This window comes from Neorhizobium galegae (assembly GCF_017877055.1).
In the GTDB taxonomy this organism is placed as follows: Bacteria; Pseudomonadota; Alphaproteobacteria; order Rhizobiales; family Rhizobiaceae; genus Neorhizobium; species Neorhizobium galegae_D.
This window is the reverse complement of record NZ_JAGIPG010000007.1, coordinates 73,583-92,195: the sequence shown is the minus strand read 5'-3', so window position 1 is coordinate 92,195 and position 18,613 is coordinate 73,583. Positions and strand designations below refer to the sequence as shown.

19 protein-coding genes are annotated in these 18,613 nt (G+C 59.6%); 11 read left to right on the top strand and 8 right to left on the bottom strand.

The window, feature by feature from the left end:
• Positions 1–10 precede the first annotated feature (10 nt).
• The 6 genes from J2857_RS29600 to J2857_RS29575 all read left to right on the top strand — a co-directional run bounded on the left by J2857_RS29600 (position 11) and on the right by J2857_RS29575 (position 5,873).
• Complete coding sequence (locus J2857_RS29600; RefSeq protein ID WP_210013644.1) at positions 11–1,261, top strand: ABC transporter substrate-binding protein; 1,251 nt, start codon at positions 11–13, stop codon at positions 1,259–1,261.
• Between the two features lie 76 nt (positions 1,262–1,337).
• Positions 1,338–2,237 carry a carbohydrate ABC transporter permease gene (locus J2857_RS29595; RefSeq protein WP_210013643.1) on the top strand — a complete coding sequence of 300 codons (900 nt, stop codon included), beginning with the start codon at positions 1,338–1,340 and terminating at the stop codon, positions 2,235–2,237.
• On the top strand, positions 2,237–3,070 hold the full coding sequence (locus J2857_RS29590) for a carbohydrate ABC transporter permease (protein ID WP_210013642.1): 834 nt from the start codon (positions 2,237–2,239) through the stop codon (positions 3,068–3,070). Before J2857_RS29595 ends, J2857_RS29590 begins: the two co-directional genes overlap by 1 nt.
• Before the next feature lie 3 nt (positions 3,071–3,073).
• Positions 3,074–4,231, top strand: coding sequence for an ABC transporter ATP-binding protein (locus J2857_RS29585; protein ID WP_210013641.1), 1,158 nt, complete (start codon positions 3,074–3,076; stop codon positions 4,229–4,231).
• Between the two features lie 5 nt (positions 4,232–4,236).
• Positions 4,237–5,142: an ABC transporter substrate-binding protein gene (locus J2857_RS29580; RefSeq protein WP_210013733.1), complete on the top strand. Its 906-nt coding sequence runs from the start codon at positions 4,237–4,239 to the stop codon at positions 5,140–5,142.
• A 17-nt stretch (positions 5,143–5,159) separates the two neighbouring features.
• Positions 5,160–5,873: an aspartate/glutamate racemase family protein gene (locus J2857_RS29575; protein ID WP_210013640.1), complete on the top strand. Its 714-nt coding sequence runs from the start codon at positions 5,160–5,162 to the stop codon at positions 5,871–5,873.
• A 7-nt stretch (positions 5,874–5,880) separates the two neighbouring features.
• Here J2857_RS29575 and J2857_RS29570 read toward each other — a convergent pair whose 3' ends face one another.
• The 6 genes from J2857_RS29570 to J2857_RS29545 form a co-directional block, all read right to left on the bottom strand.
• Positions 5,881–6,786 (bottom strand): MurR/RpiR family transcriptional regulator, encoded by a 906-nt coding sequence (locus J2857_RS29570; RefSeq protein WP_210013639.1) that lies wholly within the window; start codon positions 6,784–6,786, stop codon positions 5,881–5,883.
• 224 nt (positions 6,787–7,010) lie between these two features.
• Positions 7,011–9,434 (bottom strand): beta-glucosidase H, encoded by a 2,424-nt coding sequence (locus tag J2857_RS29565; RefSeq protein WP_210013638.1) that lies wholly within the window; start codon positions 9,432–9,434, stop codon positions 7,011–7,013.
• Positions 9,435–9,504: 70 nt separating this feature from the next.
• Complete coding sequence (locus tag J2857_RS29560) at positions 9,505–10,344, bottom strand: ABC transporter permease (protein ID WP_210013637.1); 840 nt, start codon at positions 10,342–10,344, stop codon at positions 9,505–9,507.
• 1 nt (position 10,345) lies between these two features.
• Entirely contained in the window at positions 10,346–11,401 is a 1,056-nt protein-coding gene (locus tag J2857_RS29555; RefSeq protein ID WP_210013636.1) for an ABC transporter substrate-binding protein, read from the bottom strand.
• Between the two features lie 40 nt (positions 11,402–11,441).
• A complete protein-coding gene (locus tag J2857_RS29550; RefSeq protein WP_210013635.1) occupies positions 11,442–12,491 on the bottom strand; it encodes an ABC transporter ATP-binding protein in 1,050 nt (349 codons plus the stop codon).
• A gap of 18 nt (positions 12,492–12,509) precedes the next feature.
• Complete coding sequence (locus J2857_RS29545) at positions 12,510–13,322, bottom strand: ABC transporter permease (protein ID WP_210013634.1); 813 nt, start codon at positions 13,320–13,322, stop codon at positions 12,510–12,512.
• A gap of 134 nt (positions 13,323–13,456) precedes the next feature.
• Here J2857_RS29545 and J2857_RS29540 point away from each other — a divergent pair, with 134 nt between their 5' ends.
• Positions 13,457–14,521, top strand: a complete 1,065-nt coding sequence (locus J2857_RS29540) for a LacI family DNA-binding transcriptional regulator (protein WP_245364018.1) — start codon at positions 13,457–13,459, stop codon at positions 14,519–14,521.
• A gap of 196 nt (positions 14,522–14,717) precedes the next feature.
• Here the strand turns inward: J2857_RS29540 and J2857_RS29535 are convergent, their stop codons facing one another.
• The gene (locus J2857_RS29535) at positions 14,718–15,440 is read right to left on the bottom strand and encodes a LysR substrate-binding domain-containing protein (protein WP_210013633.1); all 723 of its coding nucleotides are present in this window, start codon (positions 15,438–15,440) and stop codon (positions 14,718–14,720) included.
• A 51-nt stretch (positions 15,441–15,491) separates the two neighbouring features.
• On the opposite strand from J2857_RS29535, the gene J2857_RS29530 reads away from it, so the two are divergent.
• Together J2857_RS29530 and J2857_RS29525 are read left to right on the top strand one after the other, a co-directional pair.
• Positions 15,492–15,965: an SDR family NAD(P)-dependent oxidoreductase gene (locus tag J2857_RS29530; protein ID WP_210013632.1), complete on the top strand. Its 474-nt coding sequence runs from the start codon at positions 15,492–15,494 to the stop codon at positions 15,963–15,965.
• Between the two features lie 225 nt (positions 15,966–16,190).
• Positions 16,191–16,571 carry an ester cyclase gene (locus J2857_RS29525; RefSeq protein WP_210013731.1) on the top strand — a complete coding sequence of 127 codons (381 nt, stop codon included), beginning with the start codon at positions 16,191–16,193 and terminating at the stop codon, positions 16,569–16,571.
• Positions 16,572–16,645: 74 nt separating this feature from the next.
• On the opposite strand, the gene J2857_RS29520 is transcribed toward J2857_RS29525, so the two are convergent.
• Positions 16,646–17,248 (bottom strand): TetR/AcrR family transcriptional regulator, encoded by a 603-nt coding sequence (locus J2857_RS29520; protein WP_210013631.1) that lies wholly within the window; start codon positions 17,246–17,248, stop codon positions 16,646–16,648.
• A 117-nt stretch (positions 17,249–17,365) separates the two neighbouring features.
• On the opposite strand from J2857_RS29520, the gene J2857_RS29515 reads away from it, so the two are divergent.
• Positions 17,366–18,421 (top strand): NAD-dependent epimerase/dehydratase family protein, encoded by a 1,056-nt coding sequence (locus J2857_RS29515; RefSeq protein WP_245364016.1) that lies wholly within the window; start codon positions 17,366–17,368, stop codon positions 18,419–18,421.
• Positions 18,418–18,609 carry a hypothetical protein gene (locus J2857_RS29510; RefSeq protein WP_210013630.1) on the top strand — a complete coding sequence of 64 codons (192 nt, stop codon included), beginning with the start codon at positions 18,418–18,420 and terminating at the stop codon, positions 18,607–18,609. Before J2857_RS29515 ends, J2857_RS29510 begins: the two co-directional genes overlap by 4 nt.
• Positions 18,610–18,613: the final 4 nt, after the last annotated feature.

Below are 18,613 nucleotides of genomic sequence, written 5' to 3'. Positions count from 1 at the left end.
GAGAACCGAAATGCTGAAGACCCCCTACCGCCGCCAGTTCCTTGCCACGGCTGCCGTGCTGGCCGTCGCATTTGCCTCTGCCGTTCCCGGCGTTGGCCATGCCCAGTCGAAAGTCACCATCAAGATCGCCAATTCCCAATGGCTCGATGCGCTGCGCGGCAAGAATCTCTGGGCCGCTATCGCAAAATATCAGGAAGTTGCACCCAACGTCTCGCTGGAGCAGGTGGCCATCCCGTCGGCCGAATTTGCTGACAAGCTGACCACCGAGATGGGTGCCGGCCAAGGGCCGGATATCGCCATCATGCAGGAAGGCCTGTTTTTTGCGATGGCCGATGCCGGCTTCCTCGTCGATATCGGCAAGGCGACCGAGGGCGTCAAGCTCAACAAGACCAATGACAATGGCATGATCGACGGCAAGCGCTACGGTATTGCCTGGCAGCGCGCCGCCTATGCGCTGATCTACAACAAGCCGGTTCTGGATGCCGCCGGCGCCAATGTTCCGACCACGGTGGATGAACTGATCGCTTCGGCCAAGGCCGCTTCGGCCAAGACGCCCGGCGTCATCGGCTTCGGCGCCCGCCACCAGATCAACGATCTCAGCGGCTGGTACATGGACTTCCAGAGCTGGGCCTATGGCTACGGGGTCAACTGGACCGATAAGAACGGCAAGCTGACCATCAACACGCCGGAAGCCGTGGCAGCCGTCACCGCCTTCAAGGAAACCTATGCCTCTGGCATCATCCCGGTCGGCGACAGCATGCCGACCCAGCGAACCCGTTTCAAGGAAAAGCATGTCGCCTTCTCGATCGACAATTCCGGCGGCACGCTGAACATCGCCTCGGGCGGCGCACTGGCCAGCAAGGATATCGGCGGGGCGGCCATGCCGTTCAAGAACCCGGGCGCCCACCAGCAGATCTTCCTCGGCGTCAGCAAGCATAGCAAGGTGCAGGCCGAATCGATCAAGTTCCTGACCTGGCTGATGACCGAACCGGCCCAGAAGGCCCTTCGCGAAGCGTCCGGCCCGGACGCACTGGCAACCGACGTTCCCGTCAGCGAAGCCTATTCGGCCGCCAATCCCTGGGCGCCTGCCTTCGTCAAGCTGGCGGAAACCTCGCGCAGCACGCTGATCCCCGGCCATGAAGTCGAGACGATGCAGATCATGCGCTTCGTCATGCAGGCGGTCGAAAAGGTCATCCTCTCCAATGCCGATCCGAAGACGGCACTGGCCGAGGCGCAGGCCACGATCGACAAGCAGTTCTGATCCCGTCCCCGGAGCGCTCAGTATTCCGGCTATGAGACGCTCCAGGCCCCTGACTTCACGTATCGGAACAACGGGCATGACAGCCTCCAAAATCCGCAGCGGCATGACGCGCCTCGTGCCCTATGCCTTCATTCTTCCTCCGATGATCTACCTGATGGTGTTCATGTTCTGGCCGCTTGGCCGCCAGATGTACATGAGCCTCACCAACACGCGGATCATCAATCCCAACCGCGGCCGTTTCATCGGGCTCGGCAATTACCAGCGGCTGTTCGACGATCCGGCCTTCTATCTCTCGCTCAAGGCAACGCTAGCCTATGCGGTGCTGGCAGTGATCTTCGGAGTGGCATTGGGCACGATCTCGGCGCTTGCCATCGATCGTCCGTTCAAGGGGCGGGCGATCGTGCGCGCCATCCTGCTATTCGGCTGGGCGGTGCCCAACGTCGCCGCGTCGCTGATCTGGCTGTGGATGTATAACGACCGCTCCGGCGTCTTCAACCGCCTAACGGAGGCGCTCGGGATCGGCCGCTTCGGTTGGTTGACGAGCATCGATCTGGCGCTGCCGTCCATTCTCGCAACCACGGTCTGGCAGGTGGCACCCTTCGTCATGCTGGTCGTGTTGGCGGCGCTGCAATCGGTACCGCACGAGGTGAGGGAAGCTGCCCGCATCGATGGCGCCGATGGTTTGAGCACCTTTCGCGCCGTCACCCTGCCGCATATACGGCCGGCCATCCAGCTTGCTGCCCTTCTGGTCTGCGTCTGGTCGATCCGTCGCTTCGATATCATCTACCTGCTGACGGGCGGCGGCCCTGTGGGCACCACCAGCACGCTGGTCGTAAAAATCCGCCAGACGGCGTTCGAAAACCATGAACTCGGCATGGCCAGTGCGTATGGCGCGATCGGACTGGTGCTGGCGCTAGCGGTCGCCGCCATCCACTGCACCGTCGAGCAACGCCGCATGAAGTGGATGGCCCGCTGATGACCATAAAAAACCTCACCCTCAAGACGCTGCGCTATCTGCTGATAGGCATACTGGTCGTAATGGCCGGCTTCCCGGTCTACTGGATGGCCGCCACCGCGCTTTCGCCGAATTCGGAACTTTACGGAACCGGCCAGCGGTTCCTGCTGCAGCCGCAGAACCTGTTCGGCCTGGTCACGGAACTCGGCCAGGTGCCGATCGGGCAGTGGCTGTTCAACACGCTGCTGATCGCATCCGGCGGCACCGTGCTCAGCCTGACGCTGGGCTCGCTGGCCGGCTATGCGCTCAGCCGCTTCAAGTTCCATGGCCGCGGCGTGGTCGGCTTCCTGCTTTTCATGACACAGGTCGTGCCGGAAGCGCTGATCCTCGTGCCGCTCTACGCGATGTTCATCACCTTCGGTCTGCTGAACAGCCTGACGGGGCTGGTGCTCGCCAATGTCGGCTTCTCCCTGCCGGTCGCCTGCTTTGTACTGAAGGGCGCGATGGATTCCGTGCCCTACGAGATCGAGGAATCGGCGATCATCGACAACTGCCCGCGCTTCAGCGTGCTGACGATGATCATCCTGCCGCTGATCGCGCCCAGCATCGCGGCTGCGGCTGTTGTCTCCTTCTTCGCCGGCTGGAACGAATTCCTGTTCGCCTCCACCTTCCTGTCGGATCGCGCCAACTGGCCGGCCAGCGTCGGCCTTGCCTCCTTTGTCGGGCAGTACGAAACGCCGATGTCGGCGGTGATGGGCACGGCACTGGTGTTCTCCATCCCGGCAATCGTCTTCTTCCTCCTCATTCAACGCAAGATCGTGGCAGGCCTTACCGCCGGCGCCGTCAAGGGATAATCCATGCCCGCTCTGACCTTTAACAATGTCTCGAAGTCGTTCGGCGACAACACCGTCATCAAGGCGTTCAATGCCGAGATCCACGACGGCGAATTCCTGGTCTTGCTGGGCCCTTCCGGCTGCGGCAAGTCCACGCTGCTGCGTATGATCGCCGGCCTAAGCGACATCACCTCCGGCCAACTGCTGTTCGACAAGATCGTCGCCAACGACTGGGAGCCGAAGCAGCGCGGCGTCGCTTTCGTGTTCCAGAGCTATGCGCTCTACCCGCACATGACGGTCCGGGAAAACATCGCCTTTCCGCTGATCATGGACGCATTCAAGAAGTGGTATCACCTGCCGATCGTCAACATCGTCGCCCGACATCGGTTGATGCGGCGCAAGGACATTTCCGACCGGACGCTGCAGATGGCCCGCCAGCTGGAACTGGAGCCGCTGCTCGACCGGCGCCCCTCCGGCCTGTCGGGCGGCCAGCGCCAGCGCGTGGCGCTGGCTCGCGCACTGGTGCGCAATCCCGCTCTCTACCTGCTCGACGAGCCGCTTTCCAACCTCGACGCCAAGCTGCGCACCCAGATGCGTTCGGAAATCTCGGCGCTGCATCACAAGGTCGCCAAGACATTCGTCTATGTAACGCATGACCAGGTGGAAGCCATGACGATGGCCAACCGCATCATCATCATGGACAAGGGCATCGTCCAGCAGGTCGATACGCCGGACGAGATCTACGACAACCCCGCCAACACTTTCGTGGCGAAATTCATCGGCTCTCCGCCAATGAACCTCATTCCAGCATCCATCCGTCCCGACGGCCTGAAACTGGCGGGCCAGATCGCCGTCGCCCATGATGCAGCAAAGCCCACCCGCCGCGAGGCGACCTTCGGCATCCGGCCCGAAAAGCTTCGGCTCAAGGCCAAGGGCGAAGGCCGCCTGCCCGCGCGCGTCTCCATCATCGAACGGCTGGGCGCCGAGACTGTCATCGGCTGCAGCCTGGTGACCGACAGAAAATCCGACGACCTGCTGATCGAACAGGACCTCGTCTTCGTCCGCGTATCCGGCAATCCCCGCATGCAGATCGGCGAGGCCTGCTCAGTGGATTATGGCGCCGAAGACGTCCTTTGGTTCGACAGTGACAGCGGCGAGCGCATTTCCCTGAAATCAGAGTGACGACCATGCAGGATTTCCATGTTTCCGCCACCGGCCACAGCCTCAACTATTTGCCCGAATATGTTGCCGTCTGGCAGGGCTTCTTCGAGGAGGAGGGGCTGAACGTCACCGCCAGCGTGCCGTCGCCCTGGGATCTCGTGCTGAGCGATATCGGCTCGGGCAAGGCGCAGGCAGCACTGGGCGGCATCTGGGTGCCGTCGATGTTCCATGGCCGCGGCAAGCGCTACGTGCCGTTCGCGCAGGTCGCGGCGCGTGCGCCTCTCGCAATCGTCGGCCGCGAGAAGCCCGGGGATTTCGACTGGCCGGCCATGCCCGGCAAGGTGATCTCGATGAAGGGCAGCAACGGCGCAAGCGTCGGCCTGTTCGTCAAGCTGCTGCTGCGCGAAAACGGTGTCAATCCGCGCGACGTGCGCTTCGTGCAAGATCTCGACGGCAAGATGCTGAGCGATCTCTTCGTCGGCGGCATGGGTGATTACCTGGTGATCGACTATCCCTCCGCCGTGACGCTGGAGGCCGGTGGCGGCGGCCATGTGGTGCAGGAATTGTCGATCACCGGCGGCAACGTGCCCTGGAGCGTCTATTACACCGACGGTCAAAGCGACGACGCGGGGCTCGATACGAATACCCGGTTCGCCCGCGCGCTCGGGCGTGGCATGGACTGGATCATGGCCAACGATGCCGAGGGCTATCGCGATTTCCTGGCCAGGACATTTCCGAAGTTCAACCCGGATTTCCTGGCGCGGCTGGCGAATATCTATCGCGCCAAAGGCATGTGGACGACGCCGCGTATCGATCCGGACGCCTATGCCCGCTGGCAGACAGGCATTCATGACGGCCACCTTACCACGACACCGATCGCCTATGACGCGCTGATCGACGCCCGTCCCACCGCCGCCTTCGCGGCACGCTGATCCAGCAGGAAACACCAATGCGCATCGCCGTCATCAACCCAAACACCACCGGCTCCATGACGAACAGTATCGCAGATGCCGCTCGCGGTGTTGCAAGCCCCGGAACCGAGATCATCGGCCGGCAACCGGCGACCGGACCGGCGGCAATCGAGGGGCCGTTCGACGGGGCGCTGTCCGTGCCGGGCCTGCTGAAGGAGATCGTCGCGGCCGAGGCGGACGGCGTCGATGCTCATATCATCGCCTGTTTCGACGATACGGGGCTGGATGCGGCCCGCGCCGTTGCGTCGAAACCGGTAATCGGCATCGGCGAGGCTTCGTTTCACGCGATCAGCCTTGTCGCCCACAGCTTTGTCGTGATCACAACGCTGTCGCGCTCGGCGCCGGTGATCGAAGATAATATCAACCGCTACGGTTTCGGCCCGCGCTGCCGAAAGGTGTTTGCGACCGATATTCCGGTGTTGGAGCTGGAAAATCCTGCTAGCGGCGCGGTCGAAAAGATCTCGGCCTTCATCGTCAGGGCCAAGGAACTGGGTGCGGAAGGCATATCGCTCGGTTGCGCCGGAATGGCGGAATTCGCCCACGGGCTTCAGCGCGAGCACGGCATTCCCGTGGTCGACGGTGTCAGCGCCGCGGTGGGCCTTGCGGAAATGCTCGTCCGCTGCGGCCTGTCGACATCGAAATCCGGCGTCTGGGCACCGCCGACCCGGCTGCACGTCCTCGACAGGTTCTAAAATTCCGTCAGCGGCTGGTATTGGTCTGCGGCGTCGAGACGTCATCGAGCAGCTTGACCAGTCGGTCTATCTTTTCGTACCGCTTCAAGCTTTCCTCGCCCATCGCGGTCGCCACGCTCCAGGAGAGATAGTTGATGATCGTCAGCGCCGCCACGAAGGAATTGAACGGCGAGGGTGACTGGCAACGGCAGCGCAGCACATGCTCGGCCGCCTTGGCACTGGCCGCAGCACTCAGATCGGTAATCAGCACCGTGACGGCACCGGCCGCGCGTGCTTCCTTGATGATCGTCGGCAAAAGGCGCGGACGGCGGCGAAAGGCGATGATGAGCATGACATCACCGCGCGCGATCGAGGCGATCTCGTGGGAATAGCTGGCGCCTCCGGCCGGCAGAACCTGCACGTCGTTCTTCATCAATGTCAGATAATGCGCCGCCTGATGGGCGAGGCCATAGCCGCTGCGAAGCCCCATGATCCACACCCGCCGCGCCTTTACGATGGCGTTGCTGACATCCTCCAGCACCTTCGGCGACAGGCCTTCGGCTGTGGTGCGGATATTGTCAATATCCATCTGCACAGTCGTGGCGATCGACACCTTTTCCGAGGGTGCCCGGTCGGGATCGGCAAGGCCGGCCCGCGGCGAGCCCCAGAGATGGTCCGCCCGGATCTGCCGCTTGGCATCGGGATAGGTCTTGTAGCCCAGCGTTCGGATCAGCCGTGCCGCCGTCGCCTTGGAAACGTCCGCCTTGGAGGCAAGCTCTCCGGCCGTGTAGCTCGGCAGTTCCATCTGGTATTGCAACAGCACGTCCGCCAGACGCTTTTCGGCCGGTGAAAAGGTGGAGTAGACCGCATAGATCCGCGCTTCCAGGGAACGGCTTGGCTGCTGCTTCGGGGATGATTTGCCGGGGGATTTCACAAAAACTCCTTGCAGGCGGGTGCAAGCGCGATGTTATACGCACCGGCAGCGAAGGTCGATGGTACAATCGAGGTTCATAGATCGCATTGGTATGCAGAAACCCCACAAAAACAGAGTTTTAAGTTAACCTGTTGATGGGCCGGCGGTTCCAATCCTTTCAAGAGCAGAAAACATCCTAGGAGCGAACGCGGACTATTTTTCCACCTGAGTCCAATGGCATACCCTCAGTCAATATTTAATCGGCGCGCTAGCCGGATATCACCGGCAGAGCGGCCTACCAAAATGTCGAAGGTCTTGGTTAGATGCGTGAACCCATTGTGTTCTGAAGACCAGTTTTTGAAACGACTCTTGTCCACGGTGAGCGATATTATCTTTTCCTCACCGGGAGAGAGCAATTGCCGTTCAAACGACGCCAGGGACTTTGGTGGCAAATCTATCGCTGGACCGACGGGTTGCACGTAGAGTTGGATGACTTCATCGCCGGCCTTATCACCGGTATTGGCGATCGTCACGAAAACAGACAATCCCGCGTCGGGGTGCCATTGATCGATGGTCAGATCACGATATTCGAAATTGCCATAACTTAGACCGTGACCGAACGGGAAGAGGACGTTGTTCGGGTGACGATCGAAATGACGATAACCAATGAACAAGCCCTCGTCATAGGCGACCTTGCCGTGCTTTTCGTGGCGCTTCGTGACATTTTCCAGCCCACCAAGGCTTAAGGGATATGTTATCGGCAGCCGGCCGCCGGGTTCTGAGTTACCCAGCAGGACGTCGGCAAGAGCATTGCCGCATTCCTGTCCGGGGTACCAAAGTTGCAGTACGGCTAACGCCCGTTCCAGCCATGGCATGGCCAGCGGGCTGCCGGATTGAAGGGTCACGATTGCCCGGGGGTTGGCCTTCAGCACCGCCTCGATCAACGCATTCTGCGAACCGGGCAGTTCAATGCCGCGACGGTCCTCAGCTTCGGTTTCCCAATCTTCGTTCAGGCCAACAACCAGAATGACCGCGTCCGATTGTGCCGCAAGCTGCACAGCCTCGCTGATGGAACCTGCTGCTGAAGGTGCGCGTATACCAAACCTTACGGCCTTCAGCGTGGTCGTAAGTCCGTCGCCACAGGCGTATTCGATCATCAAGCGGTAGCTTTGACCTTTGGTCAGATGGACGTCGGCGTGGATTTCGTCCGAACCATGCCCGAAGTAGGATTCTCCCCGTTTCCAGCCGCTCCAGGCATCCAGCAACAGTTCGCCATCAAGATAAAGACGGCTGGTTCCCGCACTCATCAGGCCGAAACCATGAATGCCGGCTTCCTGCGCGACATAGGTCGTCGAAAACCGTGCAGAAAAGCAGTTCTGATCGACGCCATCCTCAACAGGACCAAACCAGCGAAACTCACTGGTGTCCGTTGTCTTCGACAGAATCGGCGCACCTTGCCGCGTGCTACCGTTGAAGAAGTCGACAGCTACAGATGTCGTCAGCAACGGATAGTAGCGATCGACAGAGCAGCCGAGTGCGTGCTCGATAACAACGTCGGGGCCAAGTGCTGCTCTCATCGCTTCGAGCGGACTGACCTGATAGTGGGCGTTGATCCGGGCGCTACCGCCACCAAACATGGCCGGCGTCGCAGCATGGGGACCAATCACCGCAACACGCTTCAACGTCTCTGGCTTTAACGGCAAAATGTTTTCGTTCTTAAGCAAGACGGCGCCTTTTGCCCCGGCGCAGCGTATCAACGCCCTGTGTTCTGGCCGGTTATCGGCGCGCTCTCCAGCCGGTTGAGGGGTTTCGAAACAGCCCGTCCGCTCGATGAGGCGCAGCACGCGTCCCGCCGCCTGACGGATAGCGGCGGGATCTACCTTCCCGTGGCGGGTCGCTTCGACCAGCTTTGCACCGCGATGTACGGTAGGGCCCGGCATCTCCAGATCAAGACCCGCAACCAATGCCTCGACGGTGGAATGGGTGGCGGTCCAATCCGACATGACAACGCCGTCAAAGCCCCACTCCTCGCGCAGGACACTGTTGAGTAGCCAGGGATTTTCCGCGCAATGGACGCCATTGAGGTAATTATAAGCCGTCATGACGCACCAGACTCCAGCGCGTTTGACTGCAGCTTCAAATGGCGGAAGATACACTTCTCGGAGTGTTCGTTCGTTGATTTCGGAGCTGATCGTGCGCCGCTCCACTTCCGTCTCATTGCCGATGAAATGTTTGACGGTGGCCGCTATTCCCTCACTCTGCACACCATTGATGTAGGCGACAGCCATTTCAGATGCGAGATGGGGATCTTCCGAAAAACATTCGAAGTTACGGCCGTTCAGGACGTTGCGATGCATGTTGACGGTTGGGGCAAGCAGGACCTGCGCGCCCTTCGATTTGGCCTCCTGCGCCAGCGCCATGCCAACCGCCCGGACCATGTCAACGTCCCAGCTTGCTGCCAGCGATATGGCGGCTGGGAAGGCAGCGGAGGTTATGCCGCCGGAGAAATTCTCACCGCGCGCACCGTTTGGTCCATCCGTCACTTTGATCGAAGGAATGGCCAATCGTTCAATGGCGTTGGTGCGCCAGAAGCTGGCGCCAGACAGCAGACTGACCTGCTCCTCCAGCGTCATAGCGTCGAGAAGGTCGTCGATCCTGCGATCATTCATAGTATGCGAATCCGAAATCCGGGCGATGCCCGTTAGGGGCGACCGCGCAATTGCTGTGTGGCGGGAGCCGTCACGCCGTGGCGTGACGTTCTCCAAGACTGCGGGCGAGGAAGAAGCTGACCGCTGTAGTCAAAAGCAGCGTTGTTGCCAACAGCACAAAGGCCAGCGCGGCTCCAAATGGCCAGTTGGCGGCTTTTACGAACTGGTCGTAGACGGCAGGCGCCAGCATGGTGAAGCCGGGGCCGCCGAGCAGGACAGGGGTGGCGTAGGCGTTCATCGACAGGATGAACACCAACACGCATCCGGCGAGCAATCCCGGTGCCGCCTGTGGCAACAGAACGCGGAAGAATACGATCAACGGTGACGCACCAAGATTGGCTGCGGCCTCTTCTGTCTGGCGCGGAATACCCTCCACCACGGAAGATAGGGTCAGGATCATATAGGGCATGACAACAGCCGTCGTGCCGATCACCACCGCCGTCGGCGTGTAGATCAGTTGCAGCGGTTCGGTCACACCAAACAGTCTGAGGAAGGCATTGATTGCCCCGTCATTGTTGAGCAATGCCATCCATCCGGCCGCGCGCACGACATTGCCGACCAGTAGCGGAAAAAGTGTAAGTATGGTGATCATCGACTTCCAGCGGCTCTGCATTCTCGCCAGCCAGTAGGCCGGTGCGAGGGAAAGAGTGACGCTTAACGCCATGCAACTGAAGGCGACCGTAACTGTGGTCAGGAGGATGCCTTGATAATAGGGATCGCTCAGTGCCTGGACATAGTTTTCCCCGCTCAGCGCCTCGATCATCAGTTCTGACGGGCTGTATTGGTTGAGGGACATCCTGAACAATCCTGCCATGGGCCCAACCAGCAGAATAAGCACGAGGAGTGTTGCGGGGAAAACCAGCGCGATCATGTCAGCCCTTGAAGCTCCGGTTCCAGAAATCGAGTATTTCCGCCTGGTGGTTCATCAGGTACTCGTTGTCGAGACGTACGAGATTGTTGCGTGCAGCTTCCGGCAAACCGATCTGCGCTTCCAGTTCCGGCGGCAGGTTGGCGTCGGTGACAGTCGGCAGATATCCCATTTTCTCGGCAAATGCGGTCTGGGCTGCAGGCTCGAGCGCTGCGTTTAGATACGCAAATGCGGCTTCCTCGTTGGACGCGTTCGTCGGGACGGCCATCTCGAAGGCGATCGGGATCGCACCTTCCTTGGCTACGGCGTGGTTGATCGGCACGCCGGCCTTACGCCAGCTGTAGGCGCGCGCAACGTAGTTGACGGTAATCCAGATCTCTTCCGACTTCAACGCGGCGGCAATTGCCTCGTTCGACGGGAAAACCTTGGCCTGCTGGTCGTTTTTCAGCTCTATCAGTTTCTTCTGACCGGGCGCGAAGTCGGAGAGCGTGCCGCCGGCCGCAAGGGTCGCTACGGCGGACACGGCAACATGTAGATTGTTGGAAATGCCGACACGGCCCTTGTATTCCGGGTTCCAAAGGTCCGCAAAGGAGCTTGGTGGCGTGGTGATCTTCGCCGGATTGTAGAGAATGGCAATGTAGGAGAAGATCTGCGGGACCGAGAGCTCTTTGCGCAGGGCGGGGATCACCGATGCCAGTCGCGGCACATTCTGTTCGGTCACCGGAGTAAATGCGCCGATCTTTGCCATCGGATACATGTCGAGATCGGCAAGGACGGCAACATCCATGCTGGATTTGCGGCGCTGGCGCTCGGTGCGCAGTTTGGTCTGGCGAGCCTCGGTGCTGGAGATATCTTGGGTGACAGTCACTCCAGCCGGCGCCATGATGGCTTCGTCAACTGACTGGCGCAGGATGTCGCCGTAATCACCGCCGAACACCGACGTCACAATCGAGCCCGAGGCCTTGGCGAAGGCCGGGATGGCGGACAGGCCGCAAAGCGTTGCTGCTACGGCAGCGCTGCCGAGCAGGCTGCGGCGGGATAGATTAAAATTATCGGACATTTCATTTCCTCTCAGTTTTGATGTGCTGCAGGCTCAGCCTTTATTGGCGTGGCAAGACACGCGCTGCCGTTGTGGGCCAGTTCAGGGTGATGGCTGTGTTGACGGGTAGAACCTGTTCGCCTGTAGTGGCGTTGTTCCGCATGACCGTCAGGGTGGTTCCGCTGATATCAACGCGATATTCAATCTGCGACCCCAGATAGGCCGCGCCCGCGACGCGGGCGGGAATACCCTTGGCATTCTCATTGTCGATGTTGATGTGTTCCGGACGCACTGCGAGCATTGCCGGTTTCAGTGCCGGGGCGGTGTCGATGCACGGCAGGAGCGCGCCGTTTGCCGTTCTGAACCAGCCGCCGCCCTGACTTTCGCCTTCAATCAGGTTACATCGCCCGACGAATCCGGCGACAAAGATATCGCTTGGCTCTTCGTAGAGCTCACGTGGCGTGCCGGCCTGACGGATGCGACCGCCTTCCATGATCACCAGCCGGTCCGCCATGACCAGCGCCTCTTCCTGATCATGCGTTACAATCAGCGTGGTCAGGCCAAGGCGCTGTTGCAGGGTGCGGATTTCGTGCTGGACCTCCCCGCGCAGCTTGGCGTCCAGATTGGAAAGCGGTTCATCGAGCAGCAGGAGGGCGGGATTGACGGCAAGGGCGCGGGCAAGTGCGACGCGTTGCTGCTGACCACCGGACAGCTGGCGCGGCATGCGGTCTGCCAGCTTGCTCATGCGAACCATGTCGAGCGCTGCGGCCACGCGGGCGGGGCGTTCCGATTTTGGCACTCGCCGCATTTCAAGGCCGAAGGCGACATTGGCTGCAACCGTCATATGTGGGAACAGGGCATATGACTGAAACACCATGCCGGTGTCGCGCTTGTATGCTGGCATGCCGGAGATGTCTGTGCCATTCAGCAGGATACGTCCGCCTGATGGTTCGACGAAACCGGCGACCATGCGCAGGGTCGTCGACTTGCCGCAGCCGGATGGACCGAGAAGGGCGACCATTTCACCTTCAGCCACGGTCAGGTTCAGCCCGTGGACAACCCGCACATCGTTATAGTTCTTTTCCAGGTTTTCGATCTGAAGGCCTTGCATGTGTACTCCTCGCTACGCTCAGAAAACGCGGGACAGTTTGACGAAGCGGTCGGTGACCAACATCAATATTCCGATGAACAGGATCTGGATCGTGCCGACAGCTGCGAGCGTCGGGTCAATCCGGAATTCGAGGTAATTGAGCATGGCGACTGGCAGAGTGATCTGTCCCGGCGCGATCAGCAGCAACGAAAGTTCGAGGTTTTCGAAGCTCTGGATAAAGGAAAACATGCAGGCTGCGACGATGCCGGAGCGCATCATTGGGATGGTGATCCGCCACGCGACGATCATCGGGGAAGCGCCGAGATTGGCGGCGGCCTCTTCGATGCGCTGATCGAGGCCTTCCATGCTGGCCGATACCAGACGAACGGACCAGGGAATGGTCAGAAGAACGTGGGCAGCAACCAGGCCGGCGGTCGTGCCGACGATATCGCGATCAAGCACATTCTCTGCCTGAATGTAGAAGATATAGAGGGCCGTGCCACAGATGATCGCCGGTACGGCAAGAGGGCCCAGCAGTAGACTGGAAATCAGGCCCTTGCCCCAGAATTTACCGCGGTTGAGCGCGTAGGCTGCCATGGCGCCAAGTGGCACCCCGACGGCTGTCGATATGACGGCCAGTTTAAAGCTGACCCAAAGCCCGTCTGCAAATTCCGGTCGCTGCCACGCATTAACGAACCAACGAAGTGTGAGTCCGTGCGGCGGGAAGCTGATGATCTCGGCATCGAAGACGCTGATCACCATCACCGCCAGTACCGGCGCCATGATCAGGCCATAAGCCATGACGATGAGAAGATTGTACCCGACGCGGGTAAATGCAGGAAAACCTGTCATTAAATGCTCATCCGTTCCCGTCGGCATAGCTTTGCGCGCCGACCTCAATTATGATCCTGACTGTTATTCCATAATGATGACGTCATCAACTAAAATGATGACGTCATCATTTGATTTCTATCGATGGAGCTTGCATGCGAAAGTCCCCGCTTCCGACCATGGTTGATGTCGCGCGCCATGCCGGGGTGTCTCCCGCCACGGTCGCACGTGTCCTGTACAAAGCCGGCACGGTGAGTGCTGATAAACAGGCAAGGATCGAAGCTGCACTTGAGGCGACGGGCTATCGTCCCAATGTCGTGGCGCGCGGACTTCGCACACAAAGAAGCTGGACGATCGGTATGATCGTCGTTGACGGCACGATCAACCCGTTCTTCACCCAGTTGACGCAGGCAGTGCGGACCGAGGCGCTGGACCGGGGTTACAATGTGCTGGTGTATAATCACGGCATGTCTGCAAAACGTGAGGCGGATGCCATTGCAAACCTTATCCAGCAACGGGTGGATGCGGTGATTTTTTCGTACGGTGTCGCGGCAGAAAATATGGAGCCGTTGCGTGAAGCAAGCATTCCTATCGTGCAAGTTGAGCGCGCACTGACACTCGATACGCATTCCGTGCTTATCGACCCGGCACCCGGTATTAGCGAAGCGGTCGCTCATCTGGCACAGGTCGGTCATGACCGGATCGCTTATATCGGCGGAGACCCGAAGCTTTATCCAAGACCGCGTCCGCATGGATCGACAATGGAAGAAGACAGGTTGACCGCCTTTCGCGCAGCGATGCTGGCGTCCGGGCTCGAGGTGGATGAGAGGTTGATACAGCTAGGCTATTACTTCAATCCGGCTGGCCGACCGATTACGGGAGAGGGCAGGCGATTAACACGGTTGTTGCTCGATATGCCGGAACAGCCGACAGCGATCTTTGCGTCCGGCGACACACTCGCAGCCGGCGTTCTGCAGGAATTGCATCAGGAGGGACTACGGGTGCCGGATGATATCTCGGTTATCGGCTTCGACGACTCCATCGCAGATATGCTGACGCCACCGCTTTCCAGCGTCGGGCGTCCGCTGCAAGACATGGGGATATACGCTCTTGACATGGCAATAGCCTCGATTGCCAACCCGGGAACGGAGCTTAAGAGCATGAGGTTCGCGACGCACCTGATCAAGCGTCAATCCGTAGCGCAAAAACCACGACAGTAATCTGCTGCAGCGACGCCCTCGGGCCTTACCGTCATATTGAAGACCAAGAAGGACTATCAAACCTTTTCCTTAACCCGAGCTTGGTTCGCGGCAATTTAGGTTAGGTGAGAATCGAACCGAGATCCCCAATCGCATCTACATATGTTTTCCCGCGTGGGGTGCTTTGGCGAGTCCCGGTATAGACAGAAAAGCAACACTAGGGCGTGCATGAAGCATCGCAGACGATGTTCTCCACCATTCTTATGAAGTTCTGTTGTGCCGGATTTGTGTCGTCACCGCGCCATATGAAACCCGTCTCCACTTCGGGAACATCTCCCTCCACGGTCAGGTAACGCGCCCCTTTCCGTTCAAGGCTCCTCATGGATTCTGGAACCAATGCAATTCCCATTCCCGCAGCCACCAATCCGATGATGGTCTGCATTTGTATTGCTTCCTGATGAACCAGGAAATTCGCTCCATGGCTATTGAAGTATCCGGATATCAAATCGTGAAAGGCGGGTGCTGAACGACGTGGAAAAAGAAGAAGTGGCGCTGCAAAAATCTCTTCGGGCCGAACAGTATCTTCGCCGAACCCATCGCGTCCTTCCCGGATCCATTGATCAGGTACTGCTGCAATCAGCTTTTCACGCAGAAGCGTGAGGTATTGCAATCGCGGATGCAGCGCAGCTTCTCGCGGGCCAATCACAACCCCGATATCGATTTCCTCGCGCAGGATTGCTTCGATCTGAACGTCACTCGTTGCCTCGCGCAGAGAAAGTTCGACATTTGGATAGGCGGATCGGTAGCTGCCTATCAAGGCGGGCAACTGATTATAGTCGGCCGTGCTGACGAAAGCGAGCCGCAGGTGGCCGATCTCGCCACGTGCAAGACGTTCTACCAAAACAGGAAGGGATCCGACATGCTCCACCGCACGGCGCACGTGGGGCAGCCATAATCTCCCAATTGGAGATAGTTTCACGCCAATGCTGGGGTGTCGGAATCTGCAGCGATCGAAGATATCGGAGATGAGCACTTCGACCGCGTGTTCGATACAAACGTCAAAGGAACGGTCTACACGGTCCAGAAAGCTTTCCCGCTGATGGGTCCTGGTGGCTCGATCGTGCTGACGGGATCGGGCGCAGGGAGCAAGGGCTTTGCCAACCTTTCAGTCTACAGCGCAACAAAGGCTGCAATTCGCTCCTTTGCCCGGACATGGACGGTTGATCTTAAAGGTCGGGGGATCCGCGTGAATGTCGTCTCACCCGGCATGGTTCTAACCCAGGCCATGCAGACCTATCTTCAAGACAATGACGGCGCGGAGGAGTGGATGAAGCAGGCCATTCCCTTCGGTAGACTCGCTCAAACCGAAGAAGTTGCCAAGGCTGTGCTATTTCTGGCGTCGAGCGAAAGCAGCTTCATCGGTGGTGAAGAGTTATTGGTGGACGGCGGTTTCGTCGCAGTCTGAGAATGTCATGGGAGACGTCGCATCTCTCGCTTCCCATGACCGCTGCAAGCCGGTGACCGAATTGTCTGCCGCTCAGCGCCAAGGCTGGACGTCGCGATCACCGCAAAATTCGAGGAAACTGATCTTGCTTTTGCAAGCCTCGGCGCGCCTGGTTCGAGCGCATACCCAGGGGGTGCGCGCTTCTTGGTTCAGACGACGCAGAAAGAATCCAAAGGTTTGGGAAACATGACGCTGCAAGAGTTTTATGAAGCCTATATAGACTGTCTTAATCGACAAGATTGGGATGAGCTTGGGCGTTATGTAGCCGAAGATGTCAAACACAATGGTCGTCCGATTCGGCTGTCAGGTTACCGCTTGATGCTGATCAAAGACTTCGAAGATATCCCGGACCTGTATTTCGTGATAGATCGCCTGGCATGCGACCCGCCCCTCATTGCGGCCAGGTTGATGTTCGATTGCTCGCCGAAAGGCGACTTCCTCGGGTTACCCATTAACGGCCGACGCATTTCCTTCGCAGAGAACGTGTTCTACGAGGTGACGGGCGATAGAATAGTCGATGTATTCTCCGCGATCGACAAAGCTGCGATTGAAAATCAGATCGCCTGAACCGCATTTTTGACGGTCCGTAGCCGCTTCCAGCCGAGAGGCGTCTGCCACTGGGTGTCAAACTGGTCTTCCAATCAGGTTGGTATGGTTGGCGCGAAAGCGACGGCCAGGGCATCCATTACTGCTTCAAGCCTTGGTTCCATATCCAGACCGGCCATTACAGCCTGCTCCACATGAGCGGGATGGACGAAGATCGTGACCGCGTCTCGCACCACGCCCGCAGCAAGGTCGACATCGCGGATGCAGAACTCGCCCCGCGCCACCCCATCGTTCAGGATCTGCCGGACGAGCCCTGTCATTCGTCGCGCATAGTCGGCGACGAGGTCCGGGCGCTCCGTCACGATCCGGCGGTAGAGACCATGGATCTCAGGGTCGTCTCCCAGCTTGGCGCATTTGCTGCGATGGAGTGCCAGGACGAGACCGCGCAGCCTGTCGCCCGCAGAACCCTCGGCATTCACGAAACGAGTTGCCAGTTCGGCTTCCTCGGCCATGGTCCGTGCAGCCAAGGCATCGAAGATTTCCGCCTTCGAGCGAAAGTGCCGGTAGATCGCCGAATGAGACAGACCCATGGCCTTGGCGATATCGACCACATTGGTCTTTGCCTCGCCAAAGCGGCGAACCTGTTCGGCAGTCGTGTCGAGGATGCGGTCACGATGATCGGGCGCGTCGTTTGTCATGCGCGGGTCTTAGCGGAGCAAGGGCACGAGCGCAACATGTAACAGATTTCATATTTTGTATTGTGTAACACCGCTCTCTGTGGCACCTTGGGACCTCCAGCAACCCAGGAGACCGTCATGAGCGGCATTTCGCCCCAGCCAATACCCCGCCTTGCCTTCGTCACCGGAGGATCCGGATTCGTCGGTCAACACTTCATTCGCCGCCTGGTTTCGGCCGGCTGGCGCGTTCGAGCGCTCGGTCGCAGCCCCGAAGCGCTAGCTTGCGTCCGAAAGCTGGGCGCAGAACCGATCGCTGGTGACATTGTGGACCGCACTGCGCTCACCCACGCGATGGAAGGAGTCGAGGTCGTGTTCCATCTTGCAGCCCATTTCAAGCTCTGGGGGTCGATGTCCCAGTTCCGCCGGATCAATGTTGACGGCACCCGCAATGTCATCGAGGCGTCTGAGCGGGCCGGTGCGCGCCGTGTCGTCTATGTCAGCGCCGCTGCTGTTGTCATGGGCCGTCCCGAACCGATGCGAGGCGCGACCGAGGCCCTGCCCCTGCGCAAGATGACGTTTGCGCCTTACGCGACATCCAAGGCCGAAGCGGAGGAGGTGCTGCTGGCGGCGAATGGCCGTCGTGCGGGATTTTCAACGGTGGCCATTCGTCCTCCCTTCATCTGGGGGCCAGACATGCCGGCGCTCGACCACATGGTCGAGACCGTGCGCAAGGGGCAGTTCCAATGGGTTGCAGGTGGCGGACAGGCGCTATCCACCTGCCATGTCGATAACTTGTGTCACGCCCTGATCCTCGCCGCCGACCGCGGATCAGGCGGGGAAACCTTCTTTGTGAGTGATGGTGAAGACACCACACTAAAGTCTTTCCTGACGCGACTGCTTGGCAGCCGCGGCGTCGCGCCGAGGGATCGCAGCGTGCCCTTCGGCCTTGCCTGGGCCGTGGCCGGCCTTATGGGTGCCGTCTGGCGAGCCTTTCGCCGCAAGGGCGAGCCACCGATCACCCGGCAGATGCTGCGACTGATCGGCAAGGACTTCACCATTGATATCAGCCGCGCGCGACTGGAACTAGGCTACGGTCCATTGATTTCGCCGGCTGATGGAATGAGCCGGATGCGGCCCGGTGATGCCGCACCCGCTGTGGCGGTTGATCGGACGCGTCTGGCGACCGCGTCATGACGCTGGAAGCAACCCTTGCCGGCAGCGACAGCGCAACCTTTTTCCGGGCGTGGCTTTCAGACACGCTTGCCATCGCCGCAATCGCACCTTCCGGCGCTGCTCTTGCGGCACTGATCACCTCAAGGATAACCGAACCAGCGGATTGGAAGATGGCCGCGATGACGACAACGGTCTTGCCGCTTCCGTGACCGA

Coding starts and splice junctions, on each gene's coding strand:
- J2857_RS29600 (WP_210013644.1), top strand. CDS start 11: ATGCTGAAGACCCCCTACCGCCGCCAGTTCCTTGCCACGGCTGCCGTG.
- J2857_RS29595 (WP_210013643.1), top strand. CDS start 1,338: ATGACAGCCTCCAAAATCCGCAGCGGCATGACGCGCCTCGTGCCCTAT.
- J2857_RS29590 (WP_210013642.1), top strand. CDS start 2,237: ATGACCATAAAAAACCTCACCCTCAAGACGCTGCGCTATCTGCTGATA.
- J2857_RS29585 (WP_210013641.1), top strand. CDS start 3,074: ATGCCCGCTCTGACCTTTAACAATGTCTCGAAGTCGTTCGGCGACAAC.
- J2857_RS29580 (WP_210013733.1), top strand. CDS start 4,237: ATGCAGGATTTCCATGTTTCCGCCACCGGCCACAGCCTCAACTATTTG.
- J2857_RS29575 (WP_210013640.1), top strand. CDS start 5,160: ATGCGCATCGCCGTCATCAACCCAAACACCACCGGCTCCATGACGAAC.
- J2857_RS29565 (WP_210013638.1), bottom strand. CDS start 9,434: ATGAATGATCGCAGGATCGACGACCTTCTCGACGCTATGACGCTGGAG.
- J2857_RS29560 (WP_210013637.1), bottom strand. CDS start 10,344: ATGATCGCGCTGGTTTTCCCCGCAACACTCCTCGTGCTTATTCTGCTG.
- J2857_RS29555 (WP_210013636.1), bottom strand. CDS start 11,401: ATGTCCGATAATTTTAATCTATCCCGCCGCAGCCTGCTCGGCAGCGCT.
- J2857_RS29550 (WP_210013635.1), bottom strand. CDS start 12,491: ATGCAAGGCCTTCAGATCGAAAACCTGGAAAAGAACTATAACGATGTG.
- J2857_RS29545 (WP_210013634.1), bottom strand. CDS start 13,322: ATGACAGGTTTTCCTGCATTTACCCGCGTCGGGTACAATCTTCTCATC.
- J2857_RS29540 (WP_245364018.1), top strand. CDS start 13,457: ATGCGAAAGTCCCCGCTTCCGACCATGGTTGATGTCGCGCGCCATGCC.
- J2857_RS29525 (WP_210013731.1), top strand. CDS start 16,191: ATGACGCTGCAAGAGTTTTATGAAGCCTATATAGACTGTCTTAATCGA.
- J2857_RS29520 (WP_210013631.1), bottom strand. CDS start 17,248: ATGACAAACGACGCGCCCGATCATCGTGACCGCATCCTCGACACGACT.
- J2857_RS29515 (WP_245364016.1), top strand. CDS start 17,366: ATGAGCGGCATTTCGCCCCAGCCAATACCCCGCCTTGCCTTCGTCACC.
- J2857_RS29510 (WP_210013630.1), top strand. CDS start 18,418: ATGACGCTGGAAGCAACCCTTGCCGGCAGCGACAGCGCAACCTTTTTC.